Source organism: Mucilaginibacter sp. P25 (assembly GCF_050859465.1).
GTDB lineage: Bacteria > Bacteroidota > Bacteroidia > Sphingobacteriales > Sphingobacteriaceae > Mucilaginibacter > Mucilaginibacter gossypii.
On the sequence record NZ_CP193937.1, the window covers coordinates 2,349,716 to 2,363,015 of the forward strand.

Here is a 13,300-nt window from a genome sequence, read left to right on the forward strand (position 1 = left end):
TTTTATGAATCCCCCATTTTAAATACCAGGAACGTTAATGCAATTTTATACTCCTGAAGCTGGTTTTGGGGAATTTCTGATTTGTTTAATACCTTATACAAATCAAAACCTTCTAAAAATTCTTCCTGGTACATATTCGCCTCAAAGCCATAGTCAGTCTCTTCAAAATGGTTGCCGTTTAAAGCCCGCGCAAGAACCTGATGTATTTTTAACTGGCTATTTGAATTTTGGAGGGCAAATTTGAGCTCATCAAATTTGTTTTGCTGTATTAATTCTTTCATTCTATTTGTGATAAGGTTTTTTCAAAGTTACAATCTTTTCAGATTGTGAACCGATTATTATTCTTATCATGAATGTACCCATAAATAATGTACCACAAAAAAAGCGATGAGTATCAACCCATCGCTTTTCTTTAATGTAAGCTTTGATTAAGCTTTTTTCTTATCAGCCGGTTTGAGAGCCGGAGCTTTCTTTTTGTTTTCGGTATAAGCGGCACCACCTAAGGCAAGCACCAGTAGGATTGAACCTGCTAATGAAATGTTTTCACCTATGTAGTATGAAGCCGGGTGGAAAATAAATTCAATTTTGTGGTTACCGATTGGGATCTGAGCTGCACGTAATAGATAATCGGCACGGAAATAAGGTTTTTCAACACCGTCGATATACATTTTCCAGCCTTTGTTATAGTATACTTCGGAGAAAACCGCAATTTGTGAGGCGGTAGAACCGCTTGTGTAAACCATATGGTCGGGTGAGTAGCTGGTAAGCTCAATTTTGCCTTCGCCGGCACCTGCTCCCAAAGTTTTTTCGTCGATAATGCTTTTGTATTGTTTATCAACAATAGCTTCATCTTTTGGTGTAAAACTGCTGATGGCTACCATTTCCTGGTCGGCATTGTCGGCATATTTAATGCTTTTTACAAACCACGCATGGCCGCAGGCAGTTTGATTTACCTGCATACCTACGTTTTGTGTTTTTGGATCAGAATTAATAATGTACTTCACGTTCATCATATCCAAAACATCCTGGTTAATGCTTTTGCTTAATTGATTGTCAACAAGCTCCTCCCAGCGTTTTAACCTTGCAGCAGAGTATCCGCCTAACGATTTATAGAAAAATGGTGTAAGACCATCGCCTTTGATTGATTGTGTGGCGTCAAACACCCTAAAATCAGGATCTTTATCTTTCATGATAAACTGGTCAACCTCGCGTGGCTGTGGTGTTTCATTGTCTTGTTTTGGCGCAAAGCTATCGTGATTTAAATAGCGTTTGTCGATACCCCAAAGGTCAACAAGGATCAGCGCCAGGAAAGCAAGCGATGCAACAGTTGGATTGATCTTCTTTTTAAGGAATGCCCATGCAATACCAAATGCTATAGCAATGAATATAAGTGACCGGATAGCATCTGCTTGTGCTATGGATTCCCTGTCGGCAATTAAAGCGCGGGTAAGGGCTGAACTATCAGTTTTAAGGGCCTGACCAATTTGTGCAATAACGCCGGCTTGTTGTTCGCTAACACTGAAAGATAACAGCAATGAAGGTACCACGGCCACAATTAGGACAATGCCACCGGTAATGTAAAAAGCAATTTTTAGTTTTTTAAACAGGCTTTCTTTATCTTCATTTATAATAGCTTCGTTTACTGCTAATACAGCAAGGATTGGGAAGCAGAAACCTACAATTGCCAATATTGAGTCAACTGCACGGAATTTATTGTAAAGCGGGAAATAGTTAAAGAACAGATCAGACAGAAAAGGCCAATTTCTGCCAAATGATAATAGCGTAGTTAAAACCACAGCACCAAGCAACCACCATTTAATACGGTTTTTAACAATCATTAAACCCCATACAAACAGTAAACAAATTACTGCACCAAAATAGAATGGGCCGGCAGTGAATGGTTTATTACCCCAATATAAGGGTAGATAATTGGCCGAAATGCCGGTAACCTGATTAGGGTCGGCTCCACTTGCATTAAGCGCTTTGATTACGTGTGAGTCCGGATCGGTAGAGCCTTGTTCGCCGCCGCCATAAGCGTTAGGAATAAGGAAAGTAATACATTCACCAACACCCTGGCTCCATTCAAAGGCGTAATCGCGTGCCAAACCGTTATTGGGCTCTGCAGCTTGCCTTGTGAGATTTGATTTGCCACGGATGGTTTCATTGCCATAGTCGGCAGTACTCCATAATATGGATGCATTTACAGAAACCGCAAGAAGAGTAGCCGCCGCTATATATCCCAGCGATTTTAGAAAGCTGTTAAGGGTTTTATTTTTGATAGCATGGTAAAGCTCAATACCCACCATGATCAATAAGGCCAGCATCAAATAGTACGTCATTTGTATGTGGTTGGCCCTGATCTCTAACGCAAGAAACAAGGCTGTAACCGCGAAACCAAGTAAATGCTTGCCGCGAAGCGTAAGGATGATACCCGCAAGTATCGGCCCGAAAAATGCTATGGCGAAAGCCTGATTAGCATGCCCGGCAACCAGCAAAATGATATTATATGATGAAAAGGTAAACGCTATTGCACCTGCCGCTGCAAGCCATGGATTAACCTTTAACACAATAAACAGGAAGTATGTACCTAATAAGAATAACAATACTGTACCAACAGGGGTTGGGAAAGTGTAATTTATGGCAGTAACCACCCATGTAGTTAAATTGGCTTTATAAGGTGCCCACACCTGGTAGGTGGGCATACCGCCATAGATCTGGTTGGTCCAGAGTATCGTAGTGTCTTTAGCTTTGTAATCGTTGATTTCTTTTTGGGTTGATAGAGCCCTTGTAACGTCATTGCCGCCTAATGTTTTTCCCTGGAAAGCCGGGGTTAAAAATATAAAGCAGATCATTAAAAAAATTGCAGCTATGGCAAAATGAATGCCGTTACGCTTAAACCAGTTATTCATTTAAGTTTTTTGAAATGGATATTATATTCCTCAAAAATAGAAATTACAATGAGAATAGGAATTATAAGTTTTGTTAAGGAATAACTTAACAGGTTTGCGCACGGCTGCGCAGCAGGAAAAACATGGCAATCAGCACAATGATAGATATTACATAAGCAATAACCTGCACTTTGCCGTAATCTTCGCGGTATTTACGGATGTTGAAAAAGTTGTAAACGCCCAGCGCACCCATGATCACCCAGTAAAAAGTGCTAATCTTAGTGCAATTGGCAAAAATTTGAGTGGCCACTATAAATACGATGACATTGGTGATAATCAGCGTAATTGACTCGGGCGTGTTGTTATGATTTTGACGCCTTCTAAATACAGGGTTGGTGTCCATGATTTTTTGGTTAGGTTTATTTTACTTCTTCGTAATCAACAAATTCACCTTCACTGTCGGGTACACTGCCTTTTTTAGGCTGCGGGATATGGTCGATCCTGATTTTTCCATCAGGTTTTGGGCCTTCATTGTAATTACGTTGTTGCTGTTGATATTGCTGCTGGGCTTTATTCACAACACTTTCAAAAAGAAAAGGCAGCAGGTAACGAGCCAGGCTGCGAATAATGTATAATATACAGATAGATATGATCAGGAAACGAATAAGAATCATACTGTTAATTTTGAGCTTACAAATATAAGGTATATAACGGTAAAATTGTTTTATTATGATTTGGGGATAGCTGACGCTGTTTTAATTTGAAAATAAAGCAATTTGAAGATTTGAAAATGTGGGGACTGTAGTTTTCAAATCTTCAAATCAATAAATTTTCAAATTAAAACTTCTCTTCCATCATCTTTTCCAAAGCAAACATCTCGTCGCGGAGCTTGGCGGCCAAAAGGAAATCCATGTTCTTGGCTGCAGCAAGCATATCTTTTTTGGTGTTGTCGATTGATTTTTTCAGGTCGGCTTTGGTCATATATTGAACTATCGGATCGGCGGCAAGAGTCAGCGTATCGGTTTCTACATAAGCCTGCTGTACACCGCCTTTAAAGTCGACCACCGAGGTTTGCTCCATAATTTCCTCGCGCGTTTTGCCAACCGTTAGCGGTGTAATGCCATGTTGCGTGTTATACGCAATCTGAATTTCGCGGCGGCGGTTGGTTTCATCCATCGTGATCTGCATCGAATCGGTTATGGTATCAGCATACATGATTACACGGCCACGGTCATTACGTGCTGCACGGCCTATGGTTTGGATCAATGAGCGTTCTGACCGAAGGAACCCTTCTTTATCAGCATCCAAAATAGCCACTAAGGATACTTCGGGCAAATCCAATCCTTCACGCAGTAAGTTGATACCTATCAATACGTCAAATTCGCCAAGGCGCAGGCCACGTAAAATTTCCACGCGCTGCAGTGTTTTTACTTCTGAGTGAATATAACGGCATTTTATACCCAGCCTGTCCATGTATTTGGCCAGTTCTTCGGCCATACGTTTGGTAAGGGTGGTTACCAGTACGCGGTCGCCTTTTTTAATTGTTTTATCTACTTCGTCAAGCAGGTCATCCACCTGGTTTATCACCGGGCGAACGTCAATCACCGGATCAAGCAATCCTGTCGGACGGATCACCTGTTCAACCACCACACCGCCTGATTTTTCAAGTTCAAAATCGCCTGGCGTGGCGCTTACATAAACGGTTTGCGGAGCAAGATTTTCAAACTCCTGGAAATTAAGTGGGCGATTGTCCAAAGCCGCCGGCAGGCGGAAGCCATAATCAACCAGGGAGATCTTGCGCGAACGGTCACCTCCATACATGGCCCTGATCTGCGGAACCGTTACGTGACTTTCGTCAATCACCATCAGGTAATCTTCCGGGAAATAATCGAGCAAGCAGAACGGCCTTGCACCGGGCTTGCGCCCATCAAAAAAGCGGGAGTAGTTCTCGATGCCCGAGCAGTAACCCAACTCGCGGATCATCTCCAAATCGTAATTAACCCTTTCTTCAAGCCGTTTGGCTTCCAGGAAACGGCCGTCATCGATAAACTGTTTTTTGCGGGTTTCCAACTCTTCCTGTATAGCCCAGATGGACTGCAGGAAACGCTCTCGGGGGGCAACGTACAGGTTGGCCGGATAAACCACCATGTGTGTCATTTTTTCGATGGTTTTACCTGTGCCAATATCAAAGGCGCTTAACTCTTCAATATCATCACCAAAAAGGAGATGCGGTAGGCATAATCCAGGTAAGCCGGAAAAATATCCACTGTATCACCCTTAACCCTGAATGTCCCTCGTTTAAAATCGGCAGTGGTGCGGGCGTATAAAATTTCAACTAAGCGATGTAAGAAAGCATTCCTGCTGATGCGCGTGCCTACGGCAAATTTGAAAACCGAATCGGCAAAATCATCGGGGTTGCCCATGCCGTAAATGCAGGATATAGACGATACCACGATCACATCGCGCCTGCCCGACATTAAAGCCGAAGTAGTACGTAAACGAAGCTTTTCTATTTCCTCGTTTATCTGCAGGTCCTTTTCAATGTAGGTGTTGGTGGTAGGAATAAATGCCTCCGGCTGATAATAGTCGTAGTACGACACAAAGTAGTTCACCGCGTTTTCGGGAAAGAACTGCTTAAACTCGCCATAAAGCTGTGCCGCTAATGTTTTGTTGTGGCTCAGGATCAGCGTAGGTTTTTGCGTTTGTGCTATAATATTGGCAACCGTAAAGGTTTTGCCCGATCCGGTAACCCCCAAAAGGGTTTGATAGGGGTCGCCGTTATTGATACCTTCAACCAGCTGCCTTATAGCTTCAGGCTGGTCGCCGGTTGGTTTATATTGAGATGTTAATTGAAAATCCATGTTGTTATGTAAAAATACAAATAATCCAGAAACAGGGTTTGCAAATCAAAATAAGTACATGGTAATGACAACCGTATGTCAACATTGTTGTGCCGGGGGTAATAAATTACATTTCCGCCTTTAAACGTAACGCCCTATCCAAAAAACTCTGCTGCTTTATTTTCTCTTCGGCTTCAATAATAGCCTTCATCAGGTTGTTTTGAGTATCGGCAATTTCCGCGGCGGCCGCTTTCATAATTTCCCAAACGGGTTTCATGCGCACAATAAGTTCCTGGCCTTTTGTTGTTAACATGATAAGACGCTTCCTTTCATCGGCCTTGTCCTTTTTTGATCGGATCAATTTCTCTTTTTCCAATTCTTTTAACAGACTGATGGTTGAAGGATGGGTGTAGCCAATTTCTGTTGCGATTTCCACCACGCTTAAAACAGGCTTAAAATGCAAAGTATAAATAACAGGGAACCATTTGGGTTCAAAATCAATATTACTGGCTTTGTATACAAGTACACCGTCTTTGCGCAGCTGCTCGGCCAGGCGCTGCAACCTTGTTGAAATTGCTAAAATTCCCGATTCGTCAATAACATTCATTATATCGCTGTTAATTGTTCAAATGTAACTCATAAAAAATGGTATCTGCAGCCATAAGCGGGAATGATTCAGGCAAATCCTGTTTGGCAAGGTGTGTAAAGCCATTTTTTTCATAAAAGCGATGGGCCGCTTTCAGCATCTCAACAGTACCTAAATAAATGTGGGCAATGTTGTTTTGTTTGCAATAATCAATAAGATTATTGAGCAGTAACTGCGCAATACCCAGCTCCTTTCCCCGGTATTCTTTAAGTACAAACATTTTGCGTATGGCCGCCGAATTATTATCAAAAGCAATAAGTGCTATGGTGCCAACAAGTTGTTTGTTATATATCGCTCCCCAAAAATCTCCGCCGGTTTGGTGGTAATTGGTTTCAATATCAAACAGGTCGGGCTGGGCTTCAAGCGTGATTGGCACATTAAATTCAATTTGCTGAATTGGTAAAATGATATCAATGATCTGCTGGCAATAAGTATTGTTGAGTGAGCTAATAACAGGTGTAGTATCCATGACTTTAATATTTATGTACAAATCTACGTAGTTAACTACGTAAATTCAAAATTTATTATCCTTCCTATGGTGCGGTATGACATTTAATAAACAAATAGTGATACTATTGCTCAAAAACGCTTAAATTTAAGCATGATTTTCATCCTCAATAAAACCAATACCATTGCCAACCAGTTTCTGGCTGAATTACGGGATGCCGTTATTCAGCAGGATAAGGCACGTTTTAGGCGGAACCAGGAAAGGTTAGGAGTTATATTGGCTTATGAGCTGAGCAAAGCATTACATTACGAAACCAAAGAAATTCAAACCCCTTTGGGTACAGCCAGTGTTAATATGCCGGCCGATGAACCGGTGCTGGGTATTATATTGCGCGCCGGTCTGCCTTTTCACCAGGGTTTTATGCAGTTTTTTGACCGGTCGCCCTCTGCATTTATCACAGCTTATCGCAAGGTGAAGCGTAATGGCAGCTTTTTGATCCAGGTTGATCATATCTCAACCCCTAACCTTGATGATAAGATCTTTATTTTGTGCGATACCATGCTGGCTACCGGGCAAAGTATTGTATCGGTTTGTAAGGAGTTAATGGCTCAGTATAAAATAAAGGAGCTGCACATTGCCGCTGTAATTGCCAGTACCGAAGGTGTGGCGCATGTAAAGGCAAACCTACCAAAAGCCAAATTGTGGCTCTGCGCTGTCGACGATGAAATGACCAGCAAATCTTATATTGTACCTGGTCTGGGTGATGCGGGCGACCTGGCATTTGGGGAAAAAGTGTAGTTTGATTTCGAATTTCGGATGTTCGATTTCGGATTTAGTTTGATTTGGGATTTATTTTGATTTCGAATTTCGGAATTGGGATTTCGGATTTAGTAATATTGAAATTCTTAATTTTGAATTTTTAAGCAGGGAAAAAAATTTCGAAATCGAATATCCGAAATCCGACATGAAACAATACAAACACATCTTCTTTGATCTCGATCATACCATCTGGGATTTCGATAAAAATGCCGAAGAGGCCCTGCATGAGTTATATGTTATTCACCGGCTTGGCGAAATTGGGCTGCAATCTGCCGAATTGTTCATCGAAACTTATACCCGGAACAATCACCGCCTTTGGGCACAGTATCATATCGGCGAGATCACCAAAGATGAACTGCGGGAGGCTCGTTTCAAATCAACTTTTACTGATCTTGGTTTGCATCCCGACCTGATGCCGCTTGATTTTGAGGATGCTTACGTAAAGCTTTGCCCTACCAAAACCAACCTGTTTCCGCATGCGCACGAAACATTACAATATCTGCAATCAAAATATACCCTGCACCTGATCTCGAATGGGTTTAAAGATTCAACACGGATAAAAATCGCGGGGACCGATCTGGCCAAATATTTTCAGAACATTATCATCTCCGAAGATGTTGGCGTTAACAAGCCGGACAAAGCCATATTTCAACACGCGCTTGACCTGGCCGGGGCATCGAAACAAGAAAGTGTAATGATCGGCGACAGCATTGAAGCTGATATCCGCGGGGCGCTTGGTTTTGGGATAGATGCCATTTATTTTAATCCTTTTAATGCGGAAAAGCCTCAGGATATCCCCGTGCAGATAGCTCATTTAAAAGAGTTAACTTTACTTTTATGAGTATCTCCAAAGAACGTAAAGCTATTGATGCAGCCCTTGATGAATACCGCAAACAACTGGATGTTATCCCCGATGAGTTGTTTGATGTTACCCCGGAAGATGGCGGCTGGTCGTTTGCCGAGGTTTACAGCCATATTATGCAGGCTACGCTGGGTTCATCAATCGCGCTTGAACGTTGTACCCACGGCAATTGCGAGCCAACTAAAAAAGGCATTAATTGGGAAGGCCGGATCCTGCTGTTGTTAGGTAAATTTCCGCCGGTTAAAACAACAGTCCCCAATGCGGTAAGCGATAAAATGGCTGCCAATAAGATCAGTAAGGAAGATGCCAAAAACCTGATCATCAAATGCCGCAAGCGGGTTGAAACGACTATGCCCCTCATTGCCGAATCATCGCCGGCTAACAGATACAAGCACCCGCGTATGGGAATGCTTAATGCCAGGCAATGGTTTAAATTTATCCGCATTCATTTAGAGCACCACTTGAAACAACTTAACAGGATCAAAAATAAATTTAATGCAGCAAAGTAACCTTTTATATTTAATGTAGTCTTAACAGTAGGATAATGTTAAATTTCAGACATTTGTAAAAATCTTTGTGATGAATTTTGAGTATGCTTATTTGGTAGTTATAGGGTTGCTGATCCTGGTCGGCTGCTTCTATGCAAGTCCATATGAATTGACTGTTAACGAAGATGAGGACGACGAGTAATCGTTGCTTTATTAATGAAAATGTTGTTTTCCGGCATATCTTGCCGGCCTGTAAAATAGCCCCTTAATTTAATGGCAAAACGCGAAGTTGATATTGTAGTAATATCTGATGTGCACCTTGGTACTTACGGCTGTCACGCAAAAGAGTTGCTTAAATATTTAAAAAGCATCAAGCCCAAAATCCTTATCCTTAACGGCGATATTATTGATATTTGGCAATTTAGTAAATCATACTGGCCCGAGGCACATATGAAAGTAGTGCGCCGCATCCTGAAGTTTGTTACCGATGGCATCCCGGTTTATTATTTAACCGGCAACCATGACGAAATGCTGCGCAAGTTTACCGATTTTAACATGGGCACTTTTCAGCTGCTTGATAAGCTCGTGTTAAATATCGATGGTAAAAAAGCCTGGATCTTTCATGGCGACGTGTTTGACGTTACCATGCAGCACTCCAAATGGCTGGCTAAACTCGGGGCGGTTGGTTATGACACATTGATTTTGATCAACAGTTTTGTAAACTGGTTCCTTACCGCTATTGGCAGGCAAAAAATGAGCTTTTCGCAAAAGGTGAAAGCCAGTTTTAAAGAAGCAGTAAAATTCATTAACCAATTTGAGCAAACCGCGGCCGATCTGGCTGTCGATAAACAATATGGCTACGTGATCTGCGGTCACATTCACCATGCCGAAATCAGGGAAATTACGTCTACACAAAATACAGGCTCGGTACTTTACCTTAACTCGGGCGATTGGGTAGAAAGTTTAAGCGCTCTTGAATATCACAATGGCAAATGGGAAGTGTTTAAATACAAGCCGGATGATTTCAATACAGATGCTGATGAAGAAGACAAAACTGATTCGGAAGATCTGAACGCTATGCTCGATGTTAAAAACTTGTTGGAGCGCTTTAAACACGAACACGATTAAATTACTTACCGAAAACATTTTTCTTTACTAAATTAAGCCCCTGAATATTGTTGCGGATAAATCAGTGCATCCGTTGCATCTGCGCAGCATAATCATCATCCTATTTGAAAATAATTTATTTTAATGAAGATACTGTTTGGTATACAGGGAACAGGTAACGGACATATAAGCCGGGCAAGGGAAATTGTGCCCTTGCTGCAACAATACGGCGAGCTTGACCTGCTGGTGAGCGGCACCGAAGCAGAAGTATCATTATCACAACCCCTGAAATATCGCTTTCATGGTGTAAGCTTTGTATTTGGTACCAATGGCGGCGTAGATAACTGGGCTACCTGGAAAATCATGAACCTGCGCCAGTTTCAGCGCGATCTGCGGAGCCTTCCCCTGAAACAATATGATCTTATCATCAATGATTTTGAACCTGTAAGTGCATGGGCTTGTAAATTACGGGGTGTACCGTCGGTATCCTTAAGTCACCAGTGTTCGTTTGTATCACCAAAAACACCGCGCCCCGAAAAAAAGATCCTTTTGCGCAATGGCTTTTAAAAAACTATTCGCCTACTACCTATCATGTAGGTTTCCATTTTGAGCGCTATGATACTTTTATCAATACCCCTGTAATCCGGAGCGAGATCAGGCAGATGGAAACCTCCGACCTGGGCCATTATACAGTTTACCTGCCGGCTTATGATGACAAAACCCTGCTGAAATATTTAAGTGCCGAAAAAGAGGTTAAATGGCAGGTGTTTTCAAAACGGCAAAAGCAGGCCTACAAATCAGGAAACGTGGAGATCTTCCCCGTAAATAATGAAGCTTTTAACAAAAGCCTGGCAAGCTGTACAGGTTTGCTTACCGGGGGCGGTTTTGAAGGCCCCGCCGAGGCCCTGTTTTTACAGAAAAAGGTAATGATGATACCCATGAAAGGGCAATACGAACAGCAGTGTAACGCGCTTTCGGCCTCCAGGTTAGGTGTTCCGGTGGTGAGCGAAATAAATGATAAGTTTAACGGCCATTTAAACCACTGGATCAACGATAGTAAAAAGATTGTAGTTGATTTTCCGGATGAAACCGCCGCTATTGTTGATAAACTGGTAAAGCAGTATACAAGGTAGTAAAGCATTGCAACTTAAGCGGTTTTTCTGCTAATTTTGCAACCGCAAACACGGCCGCACATATGATCAATCTTTTCAGGAACTATAATCCCCTTAATATTATATGGCTGGCTATTTTGCTGTTCGTGCTCCGGATAGGTTTCATGGTGCAGGTTCCCGAAAAGGTTGAGTTTATTTTTGTAGAACCCTTTGCACGGCTGCTGGTACCCGTAAAATATGAATACGCGTTTTCGCCGTTGCTTAATTTGATACTGGCCGGCGGGCTTGTATTTATCCAAGCTTTATTGCTTAATTCGTTAATTAATCATCATAATTTATTAGGCAAGCCAACCTTTTTGCCGGCACTGATGTATATCACGCTTTCGGGCTTGTTTACACCCTTTTTAACTTTAAGTGCCCCGCTTTTATGTAATTTCTTACTCATCTGGATGTTGTTTAAATTATTCAACCTGTATAAGGGAGAGGATGTTAAGTCAACAACTTATGACCTGGGTTTGATCGTGGCGGTGGGTTCGCTTGTTTATTTTCCGTTTATTTATTTGTTTCTGGTTATATGGATAGCGCTTATGATATTCAGGCCTTTTAACTGGCGCGAATGGGTTATTTCGATATTAGGGTATGTAACCGTGTTCTTTTTCCTTGCGGTTATTTATTTTATGAATGATATGCTGCCCCGGTTTAGCCATATCTGGTCGCCCTTAGGCAAAAAATTTCCCGATCATATCAGCATTAACTCCTATAACTACCTGCTGCTGGTGCCGGTAATTGTAATATTAGTGCTATGTTTTTTTAAGCTGCAGCAAAATTTCTTTAAAAGTTACGTGCAGATTCGTAAAACATTCCAGCTGTTGTTTTTTATTTTTCTGATCACAGCACTTTCATTTTATCTCAATTCAGAATTTCGCCTGAGCCATTTTTTGCTTTGTGCAGTGCCGGTAACGGTGTTTTTTGCCTATTATTTTTTGTATGCAACCAGGCGTTGGTTTTATGAAATACTGTATTTGTTGTTGTTTATCAGCACCATTTACTTTCAGTTTAACAAATTTTAACTTTTACATTCTGTCCTTATTTCGGCGGTTATGTTAGTTTTGTAGCCTGAAACTATATAATAAGCTATTTAGGTTCAACCTCAATTTAAAAAATAATTCTGATGAAGTTTGGAGTAGTTATATTTCCCGGTTCTAATTGTGATGAGGATATCATATATGTATTAGAGAAAGTGATGGGTCAGCAAGTGGTAAGGTTATGGCATAAAGATCATGACCTGCAGGGTGTTGACTTTGTTGTTTTACCCGGTGGTTTTTCATTTGGCGATTACCTGCGTTCGGGCGCTATTTCCCGTTTTTCGCCAATTATGCAGGAGGTTATCCAGTTTGCTGCCAAAGGTGGTTATGTAATGGGTATTTGCAATGGCTTCCAGATATTGACCGAGGCCGGTTTGTTGCCGGGTGCGCTATTGCACAACACCAATCGCAAATTTATTTGCCGCAACATTTACTTAAAACCGCAAACAACAAAATCATTACTTACCGCTCAGCTTGATCCGCAGCAACCCCTAAGGATCCCGATTGCACATGGTGAAGGCAATTATTTCGCTGATGCAGATGTGATCAAAGCCCTTAACGATAACGACCAGGTAATGTTCAGGTACTGCGATGAGGCAGGCAATATCACTGCTGATGCAAATCCTAACGGATCATTGGAAAATATTGCAGGTGTTACAAACTTAGGTAGGAATGTATTTGGTTTAATGCCACACCCGGAGCGTGCTGCCGACGCCTTGTTAGCCAATGAAGATGGTTTAGCTATTTTTGAATCAATATTATCAATAGTTAGGGCCTGATGACCAGCCTGGTTATCGATATTGGTAATACGCTCATCAAAATCGCGGTTTTTAAACTGGATGAAATACTTGAGGTTAGCCAATATGAAACCATTGATATGCCGGTACTGGATGCTTTGCTTAACAAATACCATCCTGTTAAGGCAATCATGTCGTCGGTAAAAAAATACAGAAGCATGGCAGACCGGGCTGGGGCAAAAAATTTCGCTGACGCATTTTAATACTT

The 13,300-nt window shown here is 41.7% G+C and carries 15 protein-coding genes and 1 pseudogene; 9 read left to right on the forward strand and 7 right to left on the reverse strand.

Going from position 1 to position 13,300, the window contains the following annotated elements; genetic code table 11:
* Positions 1-2: 2 nt before the first annotated feature.
* The 7 genes and pseudogenes from ACRQ5D_RS12275 to ACRQ5D_RS12305 all read right to left on the reverse strand — a co-directional run bounded on the left by ACRQ5D_RS12275 (position 3) and on the right by ACRQ5D_RS12305 (position 6,843).
* The gene (locus ACRQ5D_RS12275) at positions 3-281 is read right to left on the reverse strand and encodes a hypothetical protein (RefSeq protein WP_432329078.1); all 279 of its coding nucleotides are present in this window, start codon (positions 279-281) and stop codon (positions 3-5) included.
* Positions 282-428: 147 nt separating this feature from the next.
* Positions 429-2,909 (reverse strand): hypothetical protein, encoded by a 2,481-nt coding sequence (locus ACRQ5D_RS12280; protein WP_091174521.1) that lies wholly within the window; start codon positions 2,907-2,909, stop codon positions 429-431.
* Between the two features lie 85 nt (positions 2,910-2,994).
* On the reverse strand, positions 2,995-3,291 hold the full coding sequence (locus tag ACRQ5D_RS12285) for a hypothetical protein (RefSeq protein ID WP_091174524.1): 297 nt from the start codon (positions 3,289-3,291) through the stop codon (positions 2,995-2,997).
* A gap of 16 nt (positions 3,292-3,307) precedes the next feature.
* The gene (locus ACRQ5D_RS12290; RefSeq protein ID WP_091174527.1) at positions 3,308-3,562 is read right to left on the reverse strand and encodes a DUF4834 family protein; all 255 of its coding nucleotides are present in this window, start codon (positions 3,560-3,562) and stop codon (positions 3,308-3,310) included.
* A 163-nt stretch (positions 3,563-3,725) separates the two neighbouring features.
* Positions 3,726-5,749: pseudogene (gene uvrB, locus ACRQ5D_RS12295) on the reverse strand (excinuclease ABC subunit UvrB).
* Positions 5,750-5,855: 106 nt separating this feature from the next.
* The gene (locus tag ACRQ5D_RS12300) at positions 5,856-6,335 is read right to left on the reverse strand and encodes a MarR family winged helix-turn-helix transcriptional regulator (RefSeq protein WP_091174532.1); all 480 of its coding nucleotides are present in this window, start codon (positions 6,333-6,335) and stop codon (positions 5,856-5,858) included.
* A 10-nt stretch (positions 6,336-6,345) separates the two neighbouring features.
* The gene (locus tag ACRQ5D_RS12305) at positions 6,346-6,843 is read right to left on the reverse strand and encodes a GNAT family N-acetyltransferase (protein ID WP_091174534.1); all 498 of its coding nucleotides are present in this window, start codon (positions 6,841-6,843) and stop codon (positions 6,346-6,348) included.
* Between the two features lie 132 nt (positions 6,844-6,975).
* Between ACRQ5D_RS12305 and upp the strand changes: the two genes are divergently transcribed.
* The 9 genes from upp to ACRQ5D_RS12350 all read left to right on the forward strand — a co-directional run bounded on the left by upp (position 6,976) and on the right by ACRQ5D_RS12350 (position 13,295).
* A complete protein-coding gene (gene upp / locus ACRQ5D_RS12310) occupies positions 6,976-7,620 on the forward strand; it encodes a uracil phosphoribosyltransferase (RefSeq protein ID WP_091174537.1) in 645 nt (214 codons plus the stop codon).
* Between the two features lie 166 nt (positions 7,621-7,786).
* A complete protein-coding gene (locus ACRQ5D_RS12315) occupies positions 7,787-8,482 on the forward strand; it encodes a YjjG family noncanonical pyrimidine nucleotidase (protein WP_091174540.1) in 696 nt (231 codons plus the stop codon).
* A complete protein-coding gene (locus tag ACRQ5D_RS12320; protein ID WP_432329081.1) occupies positions 8,479-9,012 on the forward strand; it encodes a DinB family protein in 534 nt (177 codons plus the stop codon). The genes ACRQ5D_RS12315 and ACRQ5D_RS12320 overlap by 4 nt, the downstream gene beginning before the upstream one ends.
* A 252-nt stretch (positions 9,013-9,264) precedes the next feature.
* Positions 9,265-10,119 carry a UDP-2,3-diacylglucosamine diphosphatase gene (locus ACRQ5D_RS12325; RefSeq protein WP_091174545.1) on the forward strand — a complete coding sequence of 285 codons (855 nt, stop codon included), beginning with the start codon at positions 9,265-9,267 and terminating at the stop codon, positions 10,117-10,119.
* Positions 10,120-10,242: 123 nt separating this feature from the next.
* Positions 10,243-10,665 (forward strand): glycosyltransferase family protein, encoded by a 423-nt coding sequence (locus ACRQ5D_RS12330; protein WP_431199723.1) that lies wholly within the window; start codon positions 10,243-10,245, stop codon positions 10,663-10,665.
* Positions 10,599-11,231, forward strand: a complete 633-nt coding sequence (locus tag ACRQ5D_RS12335; protein ID WP_431199724.1) for a glycosyltransferase family protein — start codon at positions 10,599-10,601, stop codon at positions 11,229-11,231. The genes ACRQ5D_RS12330 and ACRQ5D_RS12335 overlap by 67 nt, the downstream gene beginning before the upstream one ends.
* Positions 11,232-11,293: 62 nt before the next feature.
* Complete coding sequence (locus tag ACRQ5D_RS12340; protein WP_091174550.1) at positions 11,294-12,280, forward strand: DUF6427 family protein; 987 nt, start codon at positions 11,294-11,296, stop codon at positions 12,278-12,280.
* Positions 12,281-12,381: 101 nt separating this feature from the next.
* Positions 12,382-13,074: a phosphoribosylformylglycinamidine synthase subunit PurQ gene (gene purQ, locus ACRQ5D_RS12345; protein WP_091174553.1), complete on the forward strand. Its 693-nt coding sequence runs from the start codon at positions 12,382-12,384 to the stop codon at positions 13,072-13,074.
* Positions 13,074-13,295: a hypothetical protein gene (locus tag ACRQ5D_RS12350; protein ID WP_431199725.1), complete on the forward strand. Its 222-nt coding sequence runs from the start codon at positions 13,074-13,076 to the stop codon at positions 13,293-13,295. Before purQ ends, ACRQ5D_RS12350 begins: the two co-directional genes overlap by 1 nt.
* Positions 13,296-13,300: the final 5 nt, after the last annotated feature.